The sequence below is a fragment of the Enterocloster citroniae genome (genome assembly GCF_040545455.1).
In the GTDB taxonomy this organism is placed as follows: domain Bacteria; phylum Bacillota; class Clostridia; order Lachnospirales; family Lachnospiraceae; genus Enterocloster; species Enterocloster citroniae.
Genome location: NZ_JBEPLZ010000003.1, coordinates 1 through 22,750 on the forward strand (window position 1 = coordinate 1; position 22,750 = coordinate 22,750).

The window sequence follows — 22,750 nt, forward strand, 5'->3', positions numbered from 1 at the left end:
CGATTGCTCTTACATTCTAACAGCTTAAGCAACAAGATGGATAATTCCTTACTGGATGTAAGGGATATTAACCATAAATATATTGTAGTAGGAGGAAGAACATGTATCGGATTTTAGTGGCCTGCAGGGCAGGAGTGGGATCAAGCCTGATCTTAAAGATCAAAATGAATCAGGTCATAGAAGAGTACGGGCTGCCCATTGAGATTGAACACACGAACCTTGACGGGGTGCCGGGATTTGACGGAGACGGGATTTTTACGCTGTCGGATGTGGCGGCTGAGTTAAAGGCCGAGTACCCGAAACGGTATATTGTGGGGATCCAGAACATAGTGGACAAGGCAAATCTTCTCAAAGAAATGCAGATGTTCCTGAAAGCAAAAGAAGATAAGTAAAAGGGGTAAAGAGAAGGGGGAAAACCATGAATGTAGTAATCAGTATATTAAGTGAACCGTCCATCATACTTGGAGTGGTGGCTTTTGCAGGCCTGATGCTCCAGAAAAAGCCCTTGACCAAGGTGTTTGAGGGAACCTTAAAAACAGTGATCGGATTTTTGATCTTTAACCTTGGAGGCAGCGCCATTACAGGAGTTCTCAAAAGCTTTAACACGCTGTTTCAGGTGGGATTCCACATCAATGGGGTGGTGGCAATGTCGGAGGCGGCGGTGGCCCTTGCCAAGGAAAACTATGGGTATGTGGTGTCCGTAACCTTCATAGTGGCTTTTGTGGCAAACCTGCTATTTGCAAGGTTTACCAGGTTCAAAAACATAGTATTTCTCACCAGCATCCAATTTATGTTCGGCGCGATGCTTGCCCTGGTCATCAAATCCCACGGATACAGTGATACGGCTGCAATCCTTGTGGGAGGTATTTCCATTGGTTTTGCTTCCGCCTTTTTGCCGGAACTTTGCCAGCCGTTTGTGCGGAAAATTACAGGATCCAACGATATGGCCATTGGTCATTTCAGTATGTGTGCCTACGCATTGTCAGGTTACATCGGGAAGCTTTTTTCAAAATATGAGAATGAGTCCACAGAGGATCTGAAACTTCCTGGATGGTTATCTTTTTTTAAGGATTTTACCCTTGGAATGTCTGTGATCATGTTGATCTTGTTCTACATTGCCTCATTTGCGGCCGGACAGCAGACCACCCAGGAGATGGCTGGCTCCGTTCACTGGATCGTATGGCCTTTTATCCAGGCTGTTACATTTACCGCAGGTATGAACGTCCTTATGTACGGAGTCAGGATGTTTCTGGCAGAGATCACAGCGGCATTTATCTCTATATCCGAAAAGATCATTCCCAATGCAAGGCCGGCTCTGGACTGCCCCACCTTATTTCCCTATGCGCCCACCTCGGTCATGCTGGGTTTCCTTTCCGCATACATTGCCAGCCTGATGGCAGCCTTTGTCATGGCCAGCACCAATGCGCCGGTAGTATTTATCCCGGCAGCCAATGTCTGCTTTTTCCTGGGAGGGACTGCGGGGGTGTTCGGCAATTCCACAGGCGGATGGAGAGGGGCGATTGCAGGTTCTTTTGTGACAGGATTATTGCTGTCATTCCTGCCTCTTGTGATGTATCCGGTCCTGGCAGGCATGGGGGTGGCGCAGTCAGCTTTCCCGGCAGTGGATTACAATGTGGTAAGCATCATCATCCATGGGATCCTGACTTTAGTTGGAAAAATATTCTGATATTTTATAAGGGGAGTTTGGACATATGACAAGATATTGTTTGACAGGAGTCGAGAAACCGCCAAAAAGGGGGAAGCGGATACCGGTGGCATTGACAGATGCCACCATGGAGGAACGCCTGAACCGGGTGATAGGGAAAATGGACCAGGAAAACCTGGATGTTCTGGTGATCTATGGCGACCTTGAGCACGGTTCCAACTTTGAATACCTGACCGGGTTTCTTCCCCGCTTTGAAGAGGGGATACTGGTACTGCACAGGGACAGGACCGCTTTCCTGATGCTGGGAAATGAAAATACAAAAATGGTCCGATACAGCCGGATACCGGCCGGCCTTATACATGTGCCGTTTTTATCACTTCCCAACCAGCCCATGGAAGACGACAGGCCCATTTATGAATATTTTGCGGACGCAGGGCTGTTGCACGGACAGCGGGTGGGAATGGTTGGCTGGAAAATGTTCACCAGCCGTGTGGAAGATAACCGTAAGCTGCTGGATCTGCCCGCTTATCTGACAGAGGCGGTGAAAACCATTGTTGGGGGTTCCCGGGTGGCCAATGTGTCCCATCTGTTCATAGGCAGCCATGGGGTGCGGACCACCAACAATGCAAATGAGATTGCCCACTATGAATTCGGCGCAGCCCTTGCAGGAGACTGTATGGCTGATGCATTGGAGCACATCCGGACCGGGATGACAGAGATGGAGTTGGGAGCCTTTTTAAACGCATCAGGGCAGCGGTGCAGTGTGGTCACCATAGCGGCAGCCGGAGAACGGTTTGAGAATGGAAACCTGTACCCTGGAAGCAGGAAAGTAAAGGCGGGAGACAAGGTTTCCCTGACCGTGGGGTATAAGGGAGGACTGAGCAGCAGGGCAGGCTATGCGGTGGAGAAAAGGGAACAGCTGCTCAAGCCTGTGCAGGATTATGTGGAACAGCTGGCAGGACCTTATTTTGCAGCAGTGATACAGTGGCTGGAGTCAATACGGATCGGAATGACGGGAGGGGAGCTGTACCGGAAGATACAGAATGTGCTTCCAAAGGAAACGTACAACTGGTCATTGAATCCAGGACATCTGACCGGGGATGAGGAGTGGATGTCATCCCCGATCTACCAGGATTCAGAGGAAGTACTTAAAAGCGGCATGATGCTCCAGATCGATATCATTCCCGGTAAGCCCGAATATGGAGGCGCCGGATGTGAAAGCGGGATCGTGCTGGCGGACCGGGAACTCAGGGCAGAGATGCAAAGGGCGTATCCGCAGCTTTATCATGTGTTCATGGAGCGCAGGAACTACATAAAGGATGTCCTGCACATCCAGGTACCGGCGGAGGTACTGCCTATGAGTGACATGGTTGCCTTCTACAGGCCGTATTTCCTGAACCGGGAACTGGCATTTGTGAAAAGGACGGAGTGAGGTGCCCATGGAGACAGCAGCCATTATCCTCCGGCAGATCATCATAATGTTTCTCTATATGGCTATCGGCTGGTGGATGTATAAGAAGAATCTTATAACCCAGGAAGGAAGCAGATCCATGGCCCATCTGCTGCTGTATGTGATCCTGCCCTGCGTCATCATTCAATCCTTCTGTGTGGAGCGGTCCGCAAAGAACATAAGGATGATCCAGCAGTCCTTTGCCGGAGCCATAGCCGTGCTGACGGCAGCCATGATGGTTTCACATTTGTTATTGAAAAAAAAGCCGGTGGACAATTTCGGCGCAGCTTTTTCAAACGCAGGTTTCATGGGAATCCCTCTTATAACAGCCACGCTTGGGGAACAGGCAGTGATCTGCGCGGCAGGAATGATCGCGCTCCTAAATGCGCTCCAATGGACCTATGGGCAGATGATACTGTCAGGAGACAGGAGGGCGGTGTCCCTGAAGGAAGTGGCAAAGAGCCCGGTGGTAGCGGCACTGGCGGCAGGAATGTGTATATTTCTGCTCCAGCTGCCGGTGCCCAGCATGATACAGAGCAGTATGGGTGCGATTGCCCGGCTGAATGCACCCATAGCCATGATCATCCTGGGAGTTTACCTGGGGCATGTGCCCATAAGGGAGATACTTTGTGATAAAAATGCATGGAAGTGTTCCGCGGTGCGCCTGATGGTGATACCGGCCATCACCGTTGTTGTGCTTCGGTTCATGTTTCCTGATAATCAGGCCATGGCTATGGCCCTGCTGCTGTCAGCCATAGCGCCGGTGGGATCCAATGTGGCGGTATATGCCCAAAAGGGAGCTCAGGATTACGGGTATGCGGTTAAAATCGTATGCCTGAGCACCCTGCTGTCGGCATTGTCAATGCCCCTTATCATGTATGCCTACATGGCAGCCTGCAGCCTGCTTCCATGAAGTGATTGGAAGAACTTCACATTTCTGTTGAAATCACATCATCAGGCCAAACAGCCAGGAACAGGGCCAGATCAGCACCAGGGACGGCAGCATTGCGGTCCAGATCAATCCCCTCCTCGATCAGAGCCCCAAGGATCAAGGCAATGATGACAGCAGGCAGGGATTCAAGCCTGATCAGGGATGTGACGCCGATGGCAATGGCGGCAATACCAAAGATGGTATTCATGGGCTGTTTGATACGGACCGGTACTCTGTTTTTAATAACACTGCCCAGATTGGTGCCCAGTAAAACGCAGCAGCATTCAATGATGATTCCTTTTGGATACATAAACGTTTCTCCTAATGATACATGTGTACTCTCGGAATCTCCAGGAGTACACACATTATTTTTATGCGAAAAGATGTGATATGTTAACATATCTGAGGAAGAATTGCAATCCCATTTTTACAAATACGCGCTGGGATTACCTTGGTCCAGATGATATAATGGAGGCAGCATTCAGATGGATGTGACAAAAGGAGTAAAAATGAGAGACAAAAGAAATGGGGGGATACGATTGAGATCCTTGCTCCTGCTGGGAGCGGGCGGTTTGTGTATCCTTTATTATCTCCTGGGAGGAATACTCAGGAGTTTTAAGCTTTCCGCTTTCTGGATCTGGCTGGCAGCCGGCGTGGCTTTGATGGCCCTGGGATTTTTGGACAGGAAAATGGCGCAGACTGGCAGAACATGGTTTAAGGGCAGGAGATCCAGGAGGGCTGCCTGTATTTTGGCGGCTTTTGTGCTGCTGTATTTTGGGGTGGTGGAGGCCATGGTGTTCACCGGCGTGGTGTCCCGGGGAGATCCGGGGTTACATTATCTCATTGTTCTGGGAGCCGGTGTCTATGGGGAGGAGCCAAGCCCGGCCCTGCGGTCCAGAACAGAGACTGCCATCCGTTACCTTAATGAAAATCCTGACACAAAGGCAGTGCTGTCCGGAGGGCAGGGCCCGGGGGAGGATATCAGCGAGGCGGAATGCATGGCCCGCCTGATGAGAGAATCCGGGATCAGTGAGGCGCGTATTATAAAAGAAGAACATTCCACCACCACGGTGGAAAATATTAAGAACAGATATGAGATCATTGGCAGCACGGACCTGAAAGTGGGGATTGTAACCAGCAACTTTCATGTGTTCCGGGCAGTGGTGACGGCAAGGGCTGCCGGTGGGGAGGATGTCACCGGGATCGCGGCTCCTTTTTCCGGGATCCTGCTGCCCCATTACATGGTGCGGGAGTGTCTGGCATTTACCGTGGACTTTGTGTTCGGCCGTTTTCATACAGGAGCCGGATTCTGGAAAAATTTCAGCTGACATTTGTATCTAATAGATTGACCTTTTTACAGTCTCTCCCTTTTTTGGATTTTTTGCTATTATTTACTCCGTGTCAGGTATGGGCGCCAGCAGATCCATGGGACAGTATGTACACCGGATGGCATCAAATCGATGGGAAGTGGTATTATTTTAACACGGAGGACGGTGCAAAGCAGGGAATGATGCTAAAGAACACCGTGACACCGGACGGATACCCGGTAAATGAGCAGGGAGTCTGGATACAGTAAGATCAAACGAAACGGCAGGGATCTGGAAACCGACCAGCCCTGCCGTTTTTATATCCTGTTTTATGGTTTGATCACAGCCATTCGCCAAAATGCCGGATGTAGAGCTGTTTGCACAGTTGGGTTGAAACGCAGTAACCCACAAGAAGGAGGATCAGCCAGGGAAGGAACCTAAAGGGAAGGGCGGCCATATCCAGCCCGGATGCCAATGGTGAGAAGCCGATCAGTAATGCTGAAAATGCTACCATGGTGGTGGACACAAGCAGCGGTTTTGCCGCCAGGCTCTGCACAAAGGGGATTTTACCGCTTCGGATCATGTGGATGACTAAAACCTGGGATACGGTTCCAAACACAAACCATCCGCATTGGAAAAGGGGAGCCTGCTGCATTGTATCAGCGCCCATGATCTTCCACATAACAGCAAAACACAGGATATCAAACACGGAACTTAAGGGTCCCATGAATGCCATAAAGGATTTGATGGACCGGGTTTCCCATTTTCTGGGTTTCAACAGATAATCCTGGTCCACATGGTCAAATGGAATCCCCATCTGTGAAAAATCGCAGAGCAGGTTCTGGGTCAGAATCTGAACGGGCAGCATGGGCAGGAAGGGGAGGAAAAGGGAGGCAATGATCACGGAAATGATGTTGCCAAAGTTGCCTGAGGCAGCCATTTTAATATATTTTACAATATTTCCAAAGGTCCTGCGCCCTGCCACCACGCCTTCCTCCAGTACCATCAGGTCTTTTTTCAGCAGGATGATATCTGCTGTCTCCTTGGCAATGTCAACAGCCGTGTCCACGGAAATGCCCACATCCGCCTGGTGTAAGGGCGGAGCATCGTTGATCCCATCGCCCATGTAACCCACGGTGTGGCCATTGGCCTGGATCGCCTGGACCACACGTGCTTTTTGGGAGGGGGACAGTTTGGCAAAAAGACTGCATTTTTCCACTGCCTCCGACAAAGCAGCGTTGTCCATGGCCTCGACTTCCCTTCCTGTGAGATAATGTGACACGTCCACGCCCACTTTGCCGCAGACTTTAACCGCCACACCTTCGCTGTCCCCGGTGAGGACCACGGTACGGACCCCATGGCTGGACAGTGCGGTGACAGCTGCCTTGGCACTCTCCTTTGGTGGATCGAGAAATCCTATAAAACCGATGAGCACCATATCACGCTCATCCTCCACACGCAATTCCACGGCGGGAACGTCATTTTTCTGGGCCACGGCGATCATCCGGAGACCGTCCCTGTTGTGCCGCTCATATACGGCCCGTACTTTTTGCAAAATCTCCTGGTCCAGGTTTGACAGTTCACCGTTCCACTCCACATAGGAACAGATGGACAGGATCTCCTCCACTGCGCCTTTTGTCACAAGCTGCTGTTTGCCTTGTCCATCCTGTAACAGGACACTCATCCTGCGCCGTGAAAAGTCAAAGGGGATCTCGTCCAGCCGTGAATAATTTTGCAGGATCGGGTCAATGCCGTTTTCATGGGCCCTGTTAATGACAGCCAGGTCAAGGAGGTTTTTAAGGCCGGTCTGAAAGTAGCTGTTGAGAAACGCATGGCGCAGGATCCGGTTGTCCTCATCCCCGGACGCATTCATATATTTTTCCAAAATAATCCTGTCCTCAGTCAGGGTACCGGTTTTGTCCGTGCAGAGCACATCCATTTCCCCAAAGGTCTGAATGGCCCCCAGGGTCTTTATGATGACCTGGTGCTTTGACATGAGGACCGCCCCCTTGGCCAGGGTGGAGGTCATGATCACCGGCAGCATTTCCGGGGTCAGACCCACTGCAATGGTAATGGAAAATAAAAGCGCATCGCCCCAGTCCCCCTTGGTAAGACCATTGATCAGCAGGACGATGGGGACCATCACGAGCATTAAGCGGATCAAAAGGGAACTGACGGAATCCACGCCCCGTTCAAAGCTGTTCTTTGCCCGGTCGCCGGAAAGGGATTTTGCCATAGAGCCAAAGTAAGTCTCATTGCCTGTTGCCAGCACCATACCTGTGGCGCTGCCGCTTACCATGTTACTCCCCATAAAACCAATATCCTGAAGGTCGGTCAGCGCGTCCTCTTTGGCGGAAGGAATCCGGGCATATTTTTCCACGGGATTTGATTCACCGGTAAGGGAACCCTGGGCCACAAAGGCATCCTTGGCCCACAGAAAGCGGATATCAGCCGGGAGCATATCGCCGGCCGACAGCCGAACGATATCTCCGGGAACAATGTCCTCCATGGGAATCTCCGCCTGTTTCCCATCCCGCAGCACATCCGCTTTGTTGGAGATCATGTTTGAAAGTTTTTCCGCCGCTGAATTGGATCGTTCCCCCTGGATAAATGCCACCAGGCTTGACACTGCTACCAGTAACAGGATAATGGACACGGTCACATAGTCCGGGTGCTGGGAATAGACCACGTCTGTAAAAAGAGTTATGACTGCAATAATCAGCAAAACAATATTAAAGGGATTGATAACAGATGTCAGAAGACGGTGGAATGTGGTATTGTTCTGATCTGTTGTGATCATATTTTTGCCGTATGTCTCCTGGCGCTGGGCTGCCTGCCGGGAATCCAGGCCCGATTCCGGGACTGAAAAATGATGGTATAGGTCCTTTAAATCAAGGAACGCAAATGTGCGCAGAAGCTGCTCGCTTTCAGTTTGTTTCTGTTGGATCTCCATGTTTCTTTTTCTGAAAAATATCATTGGGATTACTCCTTTCCATAATAGAGTTCCCATAAAACAACAAAAAACCACCCCGAGAGGCGGCGCAAAAGAAACGACAGGTCCGTCTTAGCTTTGTGAAAATGCAATAGACGGCCAGCCGCACCCAGCGTAACCGGTCCGGTTCATGTTGTTATATGAGATGTTAAATACAGTTTTACGACTTCGTGGTTTGCCGTCCATTGTTTCACCTCCTTGAACATATAAATACCTGTGATGAACTGTGCCCATCATAGCACTTATATCAAACCGAGTCAACCAAGGTATGGATTTTTATTAATACTATTTTGGTTGACAACCTATACCCCCATAGGTATAATATATACATATACCCATATGGGTATATATGGGCGGGGGTTGAGGAAATCAGCCGGAGTCCGGCCCGCAGGAAAAGATGAAGGGAGAAACAAAATGCTGGAAAAAACAGAAAAGATGCTGGAATGGGGAGGAATGAAAAAGGATATCATATGTCTGGCCATCTCCGGCTTTGCACTGGCGGCAAGTATTTTGGGGATTCAGCCATTTTCCTTCCAGATGGCCTGGATCGCAATTATTTTGTGCGGCTTGCCCATCATCCTGGAAGCCGTCATAGGATTGGCAAAGGAATTCGACATCAAGGCAGATGTATTAGTCTCCATTGCATTGATCGCTTCCGTTATAATAGGAGAGGACTTTGCTGCCGGAGAGGTGGCTTTTATCATGCAGTTGGGAGCGCTGCTTGAAGATATGACCGTGGCCAGGGCAAGGGAGGGAATTGAAAAACTGGTTCATCTGACGCCAAGAACCGCAAGAAGGATCGCCGGCTCCGGGGGGCAGGAGAGCGCCGGGGTTCAGGAAATACCGGGAGAGCAGATCATACCGGCGGAGCAGGTACGGGTGGGGGACTTGCTCCGTGTTTTGCCCGGAGAGACCATCCCTGTGGACGGCGTGATCCTGTCAGGGCAGACCTCCATCAACCAGGCGGTTATGACAGGGGAGTCGCTGCCCGTTGATAAGCGTGCAGGGGATGAGGTGTCCAGCGGTACGGTAAACCAGTTCGGTTCCTTTGACATGAGGGCCGCAAAAGTAGGGGAGGACAGTTCCCTTCAGCGCATGATCCGTCTGGTCCGGTCAGCGGATGCGGGAAAGGCAAAGATCGTGGGGATTGCCGACCGCTGGGCAACCTGGATCGTCATCATTGCCCTGACCGCGGCCATGGTCACCTGGCTGGCAACCGGGGAGATCATACGCGCGGTAACAATACTGGTTGTTTTCTGCCCCTGTGCCCTTGTTCTGGCAACGCCCACGGCCATTATGGCAGCGATCGGGAACGCCACAAAGCATGGCTTTCTTGTGCGGGAAGGGGATGCCCTGGAGCGGCTGGCTTCCATTTCCAATCTTACATTTGACAAAACAGGCACTCTTACCAATGGAAAGCCGGAAGTGGTGGCGGTACATAGTTTTAGAGAAGCAGTTCCGGAACATGCCCTTTACAGGTACGCGGCCGGTGCGGAACAGCGATCAGAACATCCCCTGGGAAAAGCAGTGGTCCATTCTTACCGCATAAGCCATGAAAATGAGATTCCCCAGCCGGAACAATTTCAAATGCTTCCGGGCCGCGGCGTGGCCGCCCTGGTAGACGGGCAAGCGGTCATTGCCGGTAATCAGGAATTGTTTTCCGAACGAAATATAAGAATTGAAGACAGGATACTGGAAAAGGCGGACCAATACCTGGACAATGGATGTACGGTCATCTTCCTGGGAGTTGGGAAAGAGGCGGCAGGGTTTATCGCCCTTGCAGATACACTGCGCAGGGACGCGGCTAAAACCATTGAGGAAGTAAAAAGGGCCGGCGTCACACCCGTGCTTCTCACCGGGGATCATGAAAATACAGCAAGGCATATCGCAGGGCAGCTTCACATCACCAATGTGCAGGCTAACTGTCTCCCGGAGGACAAATTAAAGTGGATCCATACATGTCAGAACCGGAACAAGCAGGTCTGCATGATGGGAGACGGGGTGAACGATGCTCTTGCCCTGAAAAAAGCATATGTTGGAATTGCAATGGGCGGAATTGGAAGCGATATTGCAGTTGACGCAGCGGATATCGTCCTTGTAAATGATGATATAAAGGAACTGCCTCATCTTCTGCGCCTTGCAAAGCGGATGATGGTTACCATCAAATGCAACCTTACATTTTCCATGACATTAAATGTTGTGGCCGTTATCCTTGCAATGACCGGAATCCTAAATCCTGTGATAGGAGCCCTTGTACATAATGCAGGTTCGGTGATCGTGATCCTTAATTCAGCACTTTTACTGAAGTGGAGAACTGTGTAAAGAGAAAAAAATTCAGTAACCACGTATTTTTACATTCACGATTGACAAACCAATGAGAAGGTTATAAAATAACGTTGTTATCAAATAGCAACGTTATTTTTTGAGTTAGAGAGGTATTGTAAGGACAGGATGAGACTGGTAAACGAAAAGCTGGCGGCAGATCTGCTGGAAATGGGGAAAAAAGAATTTTTACTCTGTGGATTTCAGGGGGCGAACCTGCGGAGTATTGCAGCCTCCATGGGGGTAACTACCGGGGCAATTTACCGTTATTACACGGATAAGGCAGAACTGTTTGGCGCGCTTGTGGAAAAGCCGGCCGCAGAGCTGTTGGAGCGCTACCGCGAGATACAAAAGTCCTTTTCCCAACTGCCTCTGGAACAGCAGCTATCCGGCCTGCCGGAGATATCGGATAATGGGCAGATCTGGATGATGAAGCATGTCTATGACAATTTTGATGCATTTAAGCTTATTATCTGCTGTTCCTCCGGCACCCGGTATGAGCACTATATTGACGAGCTGGTGGAGATAGAGGCCAATGCCAGCCATGCATTGATTGACCGGATGAATGAAAGCGGATATAAGCTTCGGCCCATTGATGATGAACTGATCCATATCGTATCAAGCGCGCTGTTTAACGGCATGTTTGAGACTGTACGCCATGACATGCCCCGGGACAAGGCGTTCGCCCATATGGACGGCCTCAGGGAGTTTTATTCCGCCGGATGGTTTAAGATATTGGGAATCTCATAGTTATGGTTCCCGATATATTTTTGACGCATAGTTAGTCGAAGCTAATTTTTGGGAAGCAGGAGGAAGGAACGGATGAAAAAGAAAAAGGAACCATCGCCATTCACCGTGTTATGGGGATGGGCAGAGGAGTACCACCGGGGTTTTCTGGTCTCCGTGGCACTGGCGGCAGCGGGAGTGGCCTGCAATATGGCAGCGTATACCGGGAGTTTATCGGTGAGCGCAGGGAGGCTGTCAGCTGGAAGCTGGCTTGACGACCGATGGATCACGCATGTGAGCACAGAGAGGAGAGGGAATATGAAAGGGAATATGAAAAAGCTGTCAGAAGCAGACAATGGTGAACAGGGTGTGATCTGCGAGATCCAGGGGGATACCAGGTTTTTAAGCAGGGTCACCTCCATTGGCCTTACCATAGGCTGCCCGGTGACTGTTCTTCAAAATGAGAAAAAGCATCCCGTCCTATTGTACAGCCGGGATACCATGGTTGCACTTAACCGTGAGGAGTGTGAAAGGATTCAGATCGGGGGTGAGGGAAAATGACAAAGACTTTCGTTGATCATCCGGTCATCGCTCTGCTGGGACAGCCCAACTCGGGAAAGTCCACCTTATTTAACGGGCTTACGGGTTTGAGGCAGCATGTGGGAAACTGGCCGGGAAAAACAGTAGAGCAAAAGGAGGGATATTATAACCGGAATGGGATCAGATATACGGTAACGGACCTGCCGGGAACCTACAGCCTTTCCGCCAACTCAGATGAGGAGATCATCACAAGGGATTACATAGCCGGAGGAAAGGCGGATGCGGTGTGCATCCTGGCAGATGCGTCCCAACTGGAGCGGAGCTTATTTATGCTGGCGGATTTTGCGGGGATTAGGACGCCGGCCCTGTTGCTGCTGAACATGATGGATGTGGCCGCGGAGCAGGGGAAAACCGTGGATGCGGGGATGCTTGAGGAACGTTTGGGGATTCCGGTCGTGCCCTTTACTGCCAATGATGTCAAAAACTACGGCGGGTTTTATGAGGCCCTTGACAGAGTCCTGAGGGAACGGCCGGTGCTGGATACCGGGCTGTTGGAGCGGAAGTACATGGACACGGAGCATTTTCCTGAAGTTTGCAGGCTGATGCCGGAGAACGGCATGGGTGATTATTCGGGCTTGTGGCTGGCGGCAAAAGTCGTGGAGGGAGACGTGCCCGTGACCGCTAAGGTGAAGGAACTGCTGGATGAGAAAGACAGGACAGAACTGGACGGACTTCTCTCAGAGATCAGCCATGGCGCTCTCCTCACCGGGCAGTGCAAGTTTGCGTGGATCGACTGTATTCTAAAGGGGGCCGTGGAGGGAAAGAAAAGAACAGCTTCCCTGGGAGCATTTGACCGTGTGGCTACCAGCAGGCGGTGGGGAAAACCCCTGGCTGTTGCCATCATCCTTCTGGGGCTGGTGGCGTCCTTTATCCCGGCCATGCCCTTTATGGTGGGAGGAAGTCTTCTGCCCTCAGTATTGACTCCGGCCCTGACCCATGTGCTGGAGGCAGTGGGAGCGCCCGGGATCCTCATCAGGCTGGTGTGTGATGTGGGGGTGAACGCCCTGTATTTTGCCATTTCCATGATCGGATTTGTCTTTGGAATCACGCTGGTGTTTGGGTTTATTGAAGAGATCGGCTATATGGCCAGGATCTCCTATGTATTTGACCAGACCATGGCAAAGCTGGGGCTTCAGGGCAAGGCAATCATGCCTTTTCTGGTGAGTTTCGGCTGTACCATAGGAGGTGCGGCAGGCACGCGGGTGATCGATAACTGGGGGCAGAGGATCCTTACCATTGCTCTTGCCTGGGCAGTGCCCTGCGCGGCGACCTGGGCCATTGTACCGGTGATATCCAGCGTATTCTTCGGGTCCTGGGCGCCTCTTGTAATTGTGGCGATCTTTGTTGTGGCCCTTGTACATATGTGGATCACCTCCAAGGTGTTTGGCCGTTATCTGATAAAAGGGGAGCGCACAGGACTTATTATGGAGCTTCCGCCTTACCACAGGCCCAGATGGGGCAGCCTGTTCCGGTATGTGTTTGGCAGGACAAAGGACGTGCTGGTACGGGCGCTGAAGGTGATACTGATGATCTCCCTTATCTTCTGGCTGCTGTCCTACACTTCGGACGGCAATGTGGAGCGCAGCGTGATCTACCGGGTTGGCACCTTTATTGAACCGGCGACCCGTATCTTTGGATTGAGCTGGCAGACATTTCTGGCCTTTGTCTCCTCAGCGGTGAGTAAGGAGGCGGCCCTGGGGGTTCTCAGCTCTCTCTATGCGGGAACGGGCACGATTTTTGCCTCAACCGTAGGCGGAGCGGAACAGGCAGCCAATCTGGGGGAAATATTGGCAGCCAATATCGGGCGTGCAGAAGCTCTTGCATTTATTTTTGCAGTCACCTTTAATATCCCCTGCATTGTGGCAGTGGCCTCCACCTATCAGGAGACCCACTCCGCAAAATGGACAGGAAGGATTGCCCTGTACTATGTGGGAATGGCCCTTCTTATGTCGTTTTTGGTGTACCATGTGGGTGTGATCCTATTCTGACAGGAGGATGGCTGTGACAGGACTTTTGAGATTATTGAAGGAGGGCAGGGCCTGGTCCGTGGAAGAACTGGCCGGCCGGCTGGAGACCAGCCAGGAAGACATCAGACGCCAGGTGGAGTATCTGGAGCATACGGGCTTTCTTCGCAGATTGGACAGCATGGGACGGTGTGCCGCGGGATGCGGTTCGGCCTGCGGTTCCGGATGCACACGGGGCCTGGGGATGTCCGGGATGCCGGTGATGTGGGAGGTTATAAGCAAATCTGAGTACCAGGAGATTCCGAGAATACACTATTGCAAAGAGGAGAATGCATTGTTATAATAATACTGAATTGAAAAGTGATGCTGCGGTTTTCAGCTCATTATGATCATGAGGGCTTGGGCAGACTGTTATCAGTCTGCCTTTTTGGTATTTTTGATGGAAAAGGGAACCACTGCCCTCGTCCGCTGAGGAGCGGATTCTGTCGGGCATATAAAGGAGGAATGGCTTTGGAAGAGGGGACCATAAAAAAGCAGATCATCCTATCCGGAATTTTGGTTGCTGTCATCAGCGGAATACTGATGTTCATAGGCTGTGTTGTCTATGGAAGCATAAAGGGCGCCCAGGAAAAGGAAGCACAAAAATACATGAGAGAGGTCGTGTCGCAGTACAGAAGTATTATCACGGCGCAGATCGATGGTGACCTGCAGACCCTGGATGCACTGGCTGCCTTTGTAGGGCAGGATGAGACAGTGGACTTTGACTTTATACTCCCGCGGCTGGAAGTGGAAAGCCGCCGCAATGACTTTGTACGCATGGGGTTTATATCCACGGATCGGAAGGGGTATTTGATGGATACGAATGGGGAGAAGCGCTATGATATTGATTTAAGTGACGAAGATTTTATACAGGAAACCCTATCCGGCAAACCTGTGGTATCAGAGATAACAGAGGACAGATTTTCAGGTGAGACCGTTGTTTTTTATGGGGTTCCGGTCACACATAATGGAAATATAGTGGGGGCCATCACAGCCACCCGCCTGGCCTCCGGCTTTTCTGAGATTATCAGCGGGGAGATATTTGGCGGTGCTGCCTATATCCATGTGGTGGATTCCCAGGGGAATTTTATCCTTCGCTCTGAGCATGCAGTCATTGACAGACCCCTGGATAATGTTTTTGATGACGGGGAGATTGCGGAACAGACCCGTTTGTCCATACTTTCCGATATGGCAAGGGGAGGGGATTCCTTTGCCACCTTCCGGTTCCGGGGAAATGACTACTGGGCCACCTTTATTCCGGTTGGGATCAATGACTGGCAGATCTTCTGCCTGGTTTCCCATACGTTCCTGAATCATAATTTCAGTGCGCTGTTCACCGTATGCCTGTGCGTCATGGCCTGTATATTGGCCCTGTTTGTTGTATTGTTTTTGTATATTTACAGTATTTTAAAGAAAGGGGAAAAGACGCTTCAGGTCCTTGCATATAAAGATATTCTTACAGGGGCGGATAACCGGAACCGCTTTGTCAAAGACCTGCCCGACATGCTCCAGGAGCCATGGGACCATGCCATGGTATTGATGAACATTACGGGATTCAAATTCGTCAATGAATTTTTTGGATTTGAAAGGGGAGATCTCCTGCTAAAGCATATTGCAGACGTATTTCATGCTAACATCAAGGAGGGAGAGCGCTTTTACCGGGATAGTGCGGAACATTTCGGTATGCTGACCCGCTATGACAGCAAAGAAGCGCTGATTGCCGGAATTCAGAAAATACAATCTGAGATCAATGCTTACACGGTGAGCCCCAATCAGGATTACCGCATAAACTGTAATTTCGGGATTCATATAATACGTGCCGGGGATGCAAAGGCCAACGGACTATCCCCGGATGCGGTGATCAACGGCGCGCAGCTGGCGCTTGACAGTGTGAAGGGCAATACGGCCATCCTGTTTGCGTTTTATGATGAAACCATCCATGAGAAGGCCCGTAAAAAAACAGAGATTGAAAGTCAGATGCATTCGGCCCTGTCCAACGGGGAATTCCACATGTATCTCCAGCCAAAGTATTATCTGAGTGATCCCAATAGGGAAGGTCCGGCACCGGAACGTCCGGCACAAGGAGACACGGTATCAGGAGGACCTGTTCTGCACAGTGCGGAAGCACTGGTGCGCTGGTATTCAGGAGATGGGACCATACACTATCCGGATGAGTTCATCCCGGTGTTTGAAGAAAATGGATTTATTACAGAGCTTGACATGTATATGCTGGAGGAAGCCTGCAGGAAAGTTTCATACTGGATCCGGCAGGGATATAAAGCAGTTCCCATTTCTGTAAATCAATCCAGAATCTTTTTCTATGATGAGGAATATCTTAATAAGTTCCATCAGATTGTGGACCGTTATCACATCGATCCGTCCCTGATCATACTGGAAGTGACAGAGAGTGTGGCTATGAGTAATTTAGAACAGGTTAAGATGGTCATTAAAAAGCTGCATCATATGGGATTTTCCATTTCCATGGATGACTTTGGAAGCGGATATTCATCCCTTAATACACTAAAGGACCTGGATATTGCGGAGCTGAAGCTGGATAAGGAATTCCTGTCCGAACAGTCCACATCACCCAGGGGCAAGGTGGTCATTGAGAGCATGATCCACCTTGCAAAGTCGCTATCGATCACAACGGTTGCGGAGGGAATTGAGAATGAGATGCAGCTGGAATTTTTGCGGTCCATAAGCTGCGATATCGGCCAGGGGTATTATTTTGCAAAACCAATGCCCATAGAGGAGTTTGAACAGTCCATCCTTCAGATTACATAAGTCAACCCGGCAGCCAGGCAACGGAATCCAGGGAATCAGAACCCCTTCCTGAGACAATTGAGATCATAATAGAGACCAGACGTTTCAGGTGACATTGGAGCCCCTGGGGGAAGCAGGCAGTCGAAGACGTCCAATAGACAAGTTGATGCATGTCAGGCGCAGCGAAAAGCTGCGCCTGTTGTTTTGTATGGACAAATGGTATTATTTTGCAACAGGAGCCAGAAGAACCTTGCCCGTGCCGCGGTATACATTGACCAGGCCTTCCCCGGAGGCCGCGGATCCGATCAGGGATTTGCCGGAACGCTCCACTGTAAAATTGAGGCTGCCGCTCCAGGCGATTGCCATGTTTCCATCTATCTTAAGTACATCGTTGTCCAGGGTTATCTCCACTAATTCTTCTCTGGGGCAGGGGGACTCCAGACAGAGGACTCCGCTGCCGTTAATGCCCAGGTTAAACAGGCCTTCCCCGCCGGCCACGGCAGAGGAGAGATTGGAACGCATGACCGCTTTATGCTTTAAATTGGAATCGCATGCCAGGAACAGCCCGTCATCCAATACAATGGAGCCATTCCAGTCCGCCAGGTCAAGCAGGATGATATGGCGATAGGTTGGCTCCAGTACCATTGTGCCATCACCTGTGTATTCCGGCTTTATTGCACTTTCGCCGGTTACTTTTCCACGGACTGCTTTGCCGAATAAGTCGCCCACTCCTTTAATTCCAGTGGTGGCATTTACATTTCCTGCCATCCACTGCATGGCGCCGGCCTGGAGGGTGATGTCAGCCTTACTCAGGTCGCATACCACCTGGCGTTTGCGGACATTCATGGCCGCGCTGAAGTAAGCGGTTGCAGCGTCCGAGGGCATAACGCTCAGATCCCTTTGATATTCGATTACAGTAAAGGGACCTAACTGGTCAAGTATTTTGACATCATCGTTATTCGTGAAGTTTGAAATATGATACATGATAGCATTCCTCCTAAAAGTATAAGTAGTTTATGTATGTTTTTGATAATAAGCTAATTTAACTGGAAAAAATAGTAGATAAAGTATTAAATTTTTTAAAATGAATGTTCAAAAATTCCTTGACCCTCACGTTACGTGATAATATAAGATAAGGATACCCTCAGTGGACAAGGGGATACACGCCCCAACCGCCGTCTTTTGGCGGCTGGCCGCGTTAACGTCAGTCGGCGTACGTCCAGTACGCCTCCATCCGTTGCCTTACCAGCCACCAAAATACGGTGATTGGGGTCCGAAGGAGTTTTGCGCCTCAGATTTGTGATTCTGCAAGGCACTGGAACGAGGCGTACTGGACGTACGCCGAGCGACAGTAACGCCGCAGAATCACAAATCTGTGGTGCAAAACCGCGTGTCCCCTTGTCCACTGAGGATAAAAATATATCTTTTATAAAAAAGATTGGAGCTGATAAGATGAGAACCGTAAAAGAGGTTGCCCGGCTGACCGGTGTCAGTGTACGCACGCTGCAGTATTATGATGAGATCGGTGTATTCAGGCCCACCAGGGTTACGGATGCGGGATACCGCCTGTATGATGACGAATCCCTGAATACCCTGCAGCAGGTCCTGTTTTTTAGGGAGCTGGATTTTCCCTTAAAAGACATAAGGATCATTATGGAAACACCTGGTTTTAACAAGATAGAAGCATTCCAAAAGCAGAAAGCCCTGTTAAAGGCAAAGCGGGACCGTTTGGACCGTTTGCTGGACCTGCTTGACAGGCTGGAGAAAGGGGAGACGTGTATGAGCTTTAAGGAATTTGATCTTAGTGAGTATCTGCATATATTGGAGCAGTTCAGGAATGAAAATATGGAGGAAGTTATCCGTCATTGGGGGAGCGTGGAGGAATTCGACCAGTTGATGGAACGCATTAAGGACCACGAGTCCAGCATTGCACAGGACGCAATTAAATATTACGGCAGTGTGGAGGCCTATGTGGAGGCCATGAAGGACAGCATGGAGCATTTCTCGGAAAATATGGAAAAGATGGAGCAGATCAAGGAAAAGGGATATGTGGAGAGAAATCAGATCCTGATCGAACAGCTGTTAAAGGATCTGTCAAAAGATCCGGGATCAAAGGAAATCCAGGACATAATCGGCCAGATGATGAACCTGTTGGATGAGGAGGACAAGCCGGACATGGATCTGGGAGAAAATTATTGGGATGTCATGATCGACAGCTACCTTCATAATTCAGCCCTGATAGAAAACATGGATAAAAAATATGGGAAGGGCGCTTCCGTATTTATGGGGAAGGCGCTTTCCTGCTATATGGAAACATCAGGAAAATGTCATAGAAAAACCAGAGAACTGTAAGTAAAGATTAAAGCTTGAAGGAAAGAAATCTGATATAGTAAAACCAGAAACTTATCTGCCTTTCAAAGGCAGGAGAAAGGCGGATCTATGAGGAGATATACCAGGTTATTTTTCCTTCTGGCCGTTGTGTCAGCGCCTGTCACAGGCTGTGGGGGAAGCAGGACGGAAAAGCCGGTGGCTGCGTTAAGTGAGCTGAATGGGCTTACCGAGGAACAGATTGAGGAAAAAATAATTGGCCTTGAGCAATCAAAGATTGCCGAGGCCTGGGGAGAACCGGTCATGTCGCTGTTTGGCATGGACGGGGATATGTATGAGCTGGATAAGGACAAAAAGGGCCTGATCGTGTATTATGGCGGAGACGGCCGCAGGGTGGTGGATGTCAGGCTGAGCGAAAAGGAAAATGATACCTCCCAGGAGACGGAGCAGTCGGCTCCCTCCATTACGCTTAGGGATGTCCTTTCCAGTACTATGAATGAATTTATAGTTACATCAGGAAATTATACATGGAATTTCAAAAAAGGGGATGAGATGACCGGGGTGATCGCCTGCGGCGCTCATCCTCTGTATGAAGCAAAGGACAAGGAACCCTTAAAACTTCCGCGGTATAGTGGATCTGATCATGTAACCTACAGCATTTCCTGTACCCCAATGCCCAGCCGGGTCACGGTGTATGAATATTCCATAGAGGATCTGGAAGGATCAGATGTCCAGCCCATATCAAGCAGGGCGTATGAGGAGGCCCTGCTGCCTGAACTGAAAGCCGGACGGGTGTACGAACTGTTTGCCCAATGGGACGAGGAGGAACTGGAAAAAAATGGAGGGTATGGAACAGCCAGTTATGTGGTGGTGACGGAATGAAAAGGATCGGCCGTGAGAGGCATCCCAATGCAGGATCACGCGATCAATTCCACAATATTGCCTTCCGGGTCATAGACACTGCTGCTGTAATGTGAGGATCCGGACAAATGTGGTTCGCAGATCACCTCGTGGCCTTCCAGGACCAGCCGGCTGGTCAGGATATTGACACGTTTTCTGCTGCCCAGTCTGAACGCCAGGCTGACTAACGTCTGAACACCGGAGGAATTGGGAAGGCTCCGGCTGCCGGACATTGGTCCCCTGGGCATTAGTTTGATCCGGAAGCCGCCCTTAAAGCACAGAACAGTCCCCTCGCTGTCCGCCACAGCGCCCAGGTATTTTATATAAAAATCCTTCATCTGCTCCGGGTTGCCGGATGAGATTACGATATGGTCCATTTTCACGTTTATCATCTCACTTTTTATAAAGTTTTCTTGTTTCTCTTACTTTTTATATTATAATAAAATGAGGATCATTTCTAATGAAATGCAAGCCAAAAATAACAGAATCTTGTCATTTTGCATGACATGCAGAGGAACACAGGAGGACACACGGGAGAACAGAAATGCAGCTGAACTATCTTGAGGTAAATGGAAATCTGGAGGAGGTCACATGCCACGGGTCACCGGCATTTCCCATGGAAGTCTATCTGGACAACCTGGACCTATACCCAAATCGGATGATCCCGTGGCATTGGCACCGGGAACTGGAATTTGTATATGTTTTAACCGGGACCATTGAATTTCAAACGGGTGCCCGGATCTATGTGATCTCTGAGGGGCAGGGAGGTCTTCTTCCGTCTAATATGCTTCATATGGTAAATCCTTACCGGCGGCAGAGGGGAAGCACTTACTGTGCGGTGCTTGCTGATCCGTATCTGCTCCATGGACTTTCCGGCGGCGCGGTTGAAACACGGTACGTGTCATCCCTTACCGGTTCGGGGGAAGATTTCTTTTTGTTTGACAACAGCTGTTCTTGGCATGGGAAGATCCTGGACTTTATCCATGAGATGTATGTGTGTGACGTAAACCGTCCCGCGGGTTATTTGTGGAAACTGCAGATCCTGGTCCAGCAGTCAGGGCTCACCCTGTTTGAACATCTTGACGAACACCTTGATACAAACCAGGGAAACCACAGTCCCTGTGAGGACATCCGGTATCAGAGAGTCCGTGCCTGTCTGGAATATATCCATCAGGAATATGCAGGAAAGGTCCGTCTGGAGGATATTGCAGATGCAGCCTGCGTCAGTGTCAGCGAGTGCTGCCGCGATTTCAGGCAGGTCCTTGGACAAGCGCCCGTGGACTACCTTATTTCTTACCGCGTCCGTATGGGAGAATATCTTTTGGCTCATTCTGATAAGAGTGTGCTTGAGATCGCCCTGGCTGTGGGATTTTCTGGAAGCAGCCATTTTTCCAATACATTCTTCCGGTACAGGGGATGCACACCTTTGAACTACAGAAAAAGGGGAGGAAAATAAATTGACCCTGAACTGCCAAATCCCTGCTGTCCAATTATGGAAAGCAGGGATTTGATCAACGGTTATTGATGGTGCTATTAATGCTGTTTATTGATGGTGTCTTCTTCCGGCCGAATGGCTGTGTGATGTGCTGTGGGACCGGGAACCATCTGTCCGGCCGCAGTTACCGCGGGAAGATGTGTGGCTGTGGGTTCCGTCAATGGTGCAGTCCGCAACAGGGCAGCCGGAATTGTGCTCATGGCCGCCGTCAATGGTGCAGCCTGTAACGGAGCAGCCGGAGTTGTGATCATGGCCGCCGTCAATGGTGCAGCCTGTAACAGGGCAGGCGGCAGTTCCGGTATAAGCCCCTGGGGTCGCCGGACCATTGGCAGCCAGGGAACTGATGGGGAAAGCGAACACAGCCAAAACAGTTAATGCAGTGATGATTTTTTTCTTCATATCTAAGACTCCTTTTCTCGCCGGATGTAAACTATTTGGCAATTGGCGGCATTTTCCGCCGCCGTATCAAAGACAGCCGGCCGATGTATCAAAATATATCTGACAAATGTGGGGATAATATGGGGAATCGGATATTGCCCTAAACACCATATATCCGCCATGTTTTTTCATACAATGAAAGTATATAACAACCCTGCTGGTTTGGAAAGAGGAAACTATAAATAATCATATAATCCCCACATTCTTGAGGTAAATTGTAACAGAAATGTAACAATTACGAAAAGAAATGGAGACACTTATGAGAAGAATGAAACTGACAGCAGCTTTTACCGTATTGTTTCTGGCCGCCTCAAATCCTTATACCGTGAAAGCAGATACAATAATAGTTGAAAAACCGTCCATTGTGATGGATGAAACTGAAAAAACAGAGAAACCGGCCATTGACATAGACCAGCCTTCCACGCAGGAGATCCAAGAGGACATTGTGGAAATTCCTCAGGTCAGCACAGGAGAGCAGGTAGTGGCCTACGCATCCCAGTTTGTAGGGAATCCATATGTTTACGGCGGAACCAGTCTGACCAATGGCGCGGACTGTTCCGGATTTGTGATGAGGGTGTACGAGCAATTCGGCGTTTCCCTGCCCAGAACATCCAGGGCTCAGGGACGTGTGGGGATGGATGTGGGCGGTCTGGAACATGCGCAGCCGGGGGACATTGTCTCCTACAGGGGACATATCGGCATCTATAAAGGACAGAATCAGCTTGTCCATGCCAGCAATGCCAGGGAGGGGATCACCATTTCACCGGCAAATTATAAGCCAATCTTGTCCGTCCGCCGTGTGGTATAGTATAATAAATATTTGTGCGCC

Annotated in this window: 21 protein-coding genes; 16 read left to right on the forward strand and 5 right to left on the reverse strand. The window is 50.1% G+C overall.

Features of this window, described 5'->3' with window-relative positions:
- Positions 1–101 precede the first annotated feature (101 nt).
- The 4 genes from ABID13_RS04085 to ABID13_RS04100 are packed head-to-tail and all read left to right on the forward strand — an operon-like array spanning position 102 to position 4,029.
- Positions 102–392 (forward strand): PTS sugar transporter subunit IIB, encoded by a 291-nt coding sequence (locus ABID13_RS04085; protein WP_045094003.1) that lies wholly within the window; start codon positions 102–104, stop codon positions 390–392.
- A 26-nt stretch (positions 393–418) separates the two neighbouring features.
- The gene (gene ulaA, locus ABID13_RS04090; protein ID WP_048930262.1) at positions 419–1,687 is read left to right on the forward strand and encodes a PTS ascorbate transporter subunit IIC; all 1,269 of its coding nucleotides are present in this window, start codon (positions 419–421) and stop codon (positions 1,685–1,687) included.
- A gap of 25 nt (positions 1,688–1,712) precedes the next feature.
- Positions 1,713–3,098, forward strand: coding sequence for a M24 family metallopeptidase (locus ABID13_RS04095; RefSeq protein WP_048930261.1), 1,386 nt, complete (start codon positions 1,713–1,715; stop codon positions 3,096–3,098).
- 7 nt (positions 3,099–3,105) lie between these two features.
- Positions 3,106–4,029 (forward strand): AEC family transporter, encoded by a 924-nt coding sequence (locus ABID13_RS04100; protein WP_045094037.1) that lies wholly within the window; start codon positions 3,106–3,108, stop codon positions 4,027–4,029.
- Positions 4,030–4,045: 16 nt separating this feature from the next.
- Here the strand turns inward: ABID13_RS04100 and ABID13_RS04105 are convergent, their stop codons facing one another.
- Positions 4,046–4,357 (reverse strand): DUF554 family protein, encoded by a 312-nt coding sequence (locus tag ABID13_RS04105; protein ID WP_045094006.1) that lies wholly within the window; start codon positions 4,355–4,357, stop codon positions 4,046–4,048.
- 199 nt (positions 4,358–4,556) lie between these two features.
- Here ABID13_RS04105 and ABID13_RS04110 point away from each other — a divergent pair, with 199 nt between their 5' ends.
- Both ABID13_RS04110 and ABID13_RS04115 read left to right on the forward strand, forming a co-directional pair.
- Complete coding sequence (locus ABID13_RS04110; protein WP_197092189.1) at positions 4,557–5,375, forward strand: YdcF family protein; 819 nt, start codon at positions 4,557–4,559, stop codon at positions 5,373–5,375.
- 107 nt (positions 5,376–5,482) lie between these two features.
- Complete coding sequence (locus tag ABID13_RS04115) at positions 5,483–5,623, forward strand: hypothetical protein (RefSeq protein WP_082082698.1); 141 nt, start codon at positions 5,483–5,485, stop codon at positions 5,621–5,623.
- Positions 5,624–5,694: 71 nt separating this feature from the next.
- Here ABID13_RS04115 and mgtA read toward each other — a convergent pair whose 3' ends face one another.
- The gene (gene mgtA / locus ABID13_RS04120) at positions 5,695–8,331 is read right to left on the reverse strand and encodes a magnesium-translocating P-type ATPase (protein ID WP_048930258.1); all 2,637 of its coding nucleotides are present in this window, start codon (positions 8,329–8,331) and stop codon (positions 5,695–5,697) included.
- Between the two features lie 429 nt (positions 8,332–8,760).
- On the opposite strand from mgtA, the gene ABID13_RS04125 reads away from it, so the two are divergent.
- The 6 genes from ABID13_RS04125 (at position 8,761) to ABID13_RS04150 (ending at position 16,781) form a co-directional block, all read left to right on the forward strand.
- Positions 8,761–10,668 (forward strand): heavy metal translocating P-type ATPase, encoded by a 1,908-nt coding sequence (locus ABID13_RS04125; RefSeq protein WP_048930257.1) that lies wholly within the window; start codon positions 8,761–8,763, stop codon positions 10,666–10,668.
- A gap of 129 nt (positions 10,669–10,797) precedes the next feature.
- The gene (locus ABID13_RS04130) at positions 10,798–11,418 is read left to right on the forward strand and encodes a TetR/AcrR family transcriptional regulator (protein WP_040415456.1); all 621 of its coding nucleotides are present in this window, start codon (positions 10,798–10,800) and stop codon (positions 11,416–11,418) included.
- A gap of 72 nt (positions 11,419–11,490) precedes the next feature.
- Entirely contained in the window at positions 11,491–11,955 is a 465-nt protein-coding gene (locus ABID13_RS04135) for a FeoA family protein (protein WP_242849265.1), read from the forward strand.
- Positions 11,952–13,982, forward strand: coding sequence for a ferrous iron transport protein B (gene feoB, locus ABID13_RS04140; protein WP_048930256.1), 2,031 nt, complete (start codon positions 11,952–11,954; stop codon positions 13,980–13,982). The genes ABID13_RS04135 and feoB overlap by 4 nt, the downstream gene beginning before the upstream one ends.
- A 13-nt stretch (positions 13,983–13,995) precedes the next feature.
- Positions 13,996–14,301, forward strand: a complete 306-nt coding sequence (locus ABID13_RS04145) for a DeoR family transcriptional regulator (protein WP_007859145.1) — start codon at positions 13,996–13,998, stop codon at positions 14,299–14,301.
- A gap of 161 nt (positions 14,302–14,462) precedes the next feature.
- Positions 14,463–16,781 (forward strand): bifunctional diguanylate cyclase/phosphodiesterase, encoded by a 2,319-nt coding sequence (locus ABID13_RS04150; RefSeq protein ID WP_048930330.1) that lies wholly within the window; start codon positions 14,463–14,465, stop codon positions 16,779–16,781.
- A 201-nt stretch (positions 16,782–16,982) separates the two neighbouring features.
- Here the strand turns inward: ABID13_RS04150 and ABID13_RS04155 are convergent, their stop codons facing one another.
- A complete protein-coding gene (locus ABID13_RS04155) occupies positions 16,983–17,744 on the reverse strand; it encodes an AIM24 family protein (protein ID WP_045094012.1) in 762 nt (253 codons plus the stop codon).
- A 468-nt stretch (positions 17,745–18,212) separates the two neighbouring features.
- Here ABID13_RS04155 and ABID13_RS04160 point away from each other — a divergent pair, with 468 nt between their 5' ends.
- Together ABID13_RS04160 and ABID13_RS04165 are read left to right on the forward strand one after the other, a co-directional pair.
- Complete coding sequence (locus ABID13_RS04160) at positions 18,213–19,112, forward strand: MerR family transcriptional regulator (protein ID WP_007859140.1); 900 nt, start codon at positions 18,213–18,215, stop codon at positions 19,110–19,112.
- Between the two features lie 87 nt (positions 19,113–19,199).
- Positions 19,200–19,970, forward strand: coding sequence for a hypothetical protein (locus tag ABID13_RS04165; RefSeq protein WP_007859138.1), 771 nt, complete (start codon positions 19,200–19,202; stop codon positions 19,968–19,970).
- A 35-nt stretch (positions 19,971–20,005) separates the two neighbouring features.
- Here the strand turns inward: ABID13_RS04165 and ABID13_RS04170 are convergent, their stop codons facing one another.
- Positions 20,006–20,365 carry a VOC family protein gene (locus ABID13_RS04170; protein ID WP_007859136.1) on the reverse strand — a complete coding sequence of 120 codons (360 nt, stop codon included), beginning with the start codon at positions 20,363–20,365 and terminating at the stop codon, positions 20,006–20,008.
- A 167-nt stretch (positions 20,366–20,532) separates the two neighbouring features.
- Here ABID13_RS04170 and ABID13_RS04175 point away from each other — a divergent pair, with 167 nt between their 5' ends.
- Positions 20,533–21,444, forward strand: coding sequence for an AraC family transcriptional regulator (locus tag ABID13_RS04175; protein ID WP_048930255.1), 912 nt, complete (start codon positions 20,533–20,535; stop codon positions 21,442–21,444).
- An 87-nt stretch (positions 21,445–21,531) separates the two neighbouring features.
- Here the strand turns inward: ABID13_RS04175 and ABID13_RS04180 are convergent, their stop codons facing one another.
- Entirely contained in the window at positions 21,532–21,882 is a 351-nt protein-coding gene (locus tag ABID13_RS04180) for a hypothetical protein (protein WP_048930254.1), read from the reverse strand.
- A gap of 298 nt (positions 21,883–22,180) precedes the next feature.
- Here ABID13_RS04180 and ABID13_RS04185 point away from each other — a divergent pair, with 298 nt between their 5' ends.
- Positions 22,181–22,729 carry a C40 family peptidase gene (locus ABID13_RS04185; protein WP_330376730.1) on the forward strand — a complete coding sequence of 183 codons (549 nt, stop codon included), beginning with the start codon at positions 22,181–22,183 and terminating at the stop codon, positions 22,727–22,729.
- The last annotated feature ends 21 nt before the right edge of the window (positions 22,730–22,750 follow it).

Bases quoted from the DNA above. Each gene is read 5' to 3' on its own strand.
- ABID13_RS04085 (WP_045094003.1), top strand. From the start codon at position 102: ATGTATCGGATTTTAGTGGCCTGCAGGGCAGGAGTGGGATCAAGCCTG.
- ulaA (WP_048930262.1), top strand. From the start codon at position 419: ATGAATGTAGTAATCAGTATATTAAGTGAACCGTCCATCATACTTGGA.
- ABID13_RS04095 (WP_048930261.1), top strand. From the start codon at position 1,713: ATGACAAGATATTGTTTGACAGGAGTCGAGAAACCGCCAAAAAGGGGG.
- ABID13_RS04100 (WP_045094037.1), top strand. From the start codon at position 3,106: ATGGAGACAGCAGCCATTATCCTCCGGCAGATCATCATAATGTTTCTC.
- ABID13_RS04105 (WP_045094006.1), bottom strand. From the start codon at position 4,357: ATGTATCCAAAAGGAATCATCATTGAATGCTGCTGCGTTTTACTGGGC.
- ABID13_RS04110 (WP_197092189.1), top strand. From the start codon at position 4,557: ATGAGAGACAAAAGAAATGGGGGGATACGATTGAGATCCTTGCTCCTG.
- ABID13_RS04115 (WP_082082698.1), top strand. From the start codon at position 5,483: ATGTACACCGGATGGCATCAAATCGATGGGAAGTGGTATTATTTTAAC.
- mgtA (WP_048930258.1), bottom strand. From the start codon at position 8,331: ATGATATTTTTCAGAAAAAGAAACATGGAGATCCAACAGAAACAAACT.
- ABID13_RS04125 (WP_048930257.1), top strand. From the start codon at position 8,761: ATGCTGGAAAAAACAGAAAAGATGCTGGAATGGGGAGGAATGAAAAAG.
- ABID13_RS04130 (WP_040415456.1), top strand. From the start codon at position 10,798: ATGAGACTGGTAAACGAAAAGCTGGCGGCAGATCTGCTGGAAATGGGG.
- ABID13_RS04135 (WP_242849265.1), top strand. From the start codon at position 11,491: ATGAAAAAGAAAAAGGAACCATCGCCATTCACCGTGTTATGGGGATGG.
- feoB (WP_048930256.1), top strand. From the start codon at position 11,952: ATGACAAAGACTTTCGTTGATCATCCGGTCATCGCTCTGCTGGGACAG.
- ABID13_RS04150 (WP_048930330.1), top strand. From the start codon at position 14,463: ATGGCTTTGGAAGAGGGGACCATAAAAAAGCAGATCATCCTATCCGGA.
- ABID13_RS04155 (WP_045094012.1), bottom strand. From the start codon at position 17,744: ATGTATCATATTTCAAACTTCACGAATAACGATGATGTCAAAATACTT.
- ABID13_RS04160 (WP_007859140.1), top strand. From the start codon at position 18,213: ATGAGAACCGTAAAAGAGGTTGCCCGGCTGACCGGTGTCAGTGTACGC.
- ABID13_RS04165 (WP_007859138.1), top strand. From the start codon at position 19,200: ATGAGGAGATATACCAGGTTATTTTTCCTTCTGGCCGTTGTGTCAGCG.
- ABID13_RS04170 (WP_007859136.1), bottom strand. From the start codon at position 20,365: ATGGACCATATCGTAATCTCATCCGGCAACCCGGAGCAGATGAAGGAT.
- ABID13_RS04175 (WP_048930255.1), top strand. From the start codon at position 20,533: ATGCAGCTGAACTATCTTGAGGTAAATGGAAATCTGGAGGAGGTCACA.
- ABID13_RS04180 (WP_048930254.1), bottom strand. From the start codon at position 21,882: ATGAAGAAAAAAATCATCACTGCATTAACTGTTTTGGCTGTGTTCGCT.
- ABID13_RS04185 (WP_330376730.1), top strand. From the start codon at position 22,181: ATGAGAAGAATGAAACTGACAGCAGCTTTTACCGTATTGTTTCTGGCC.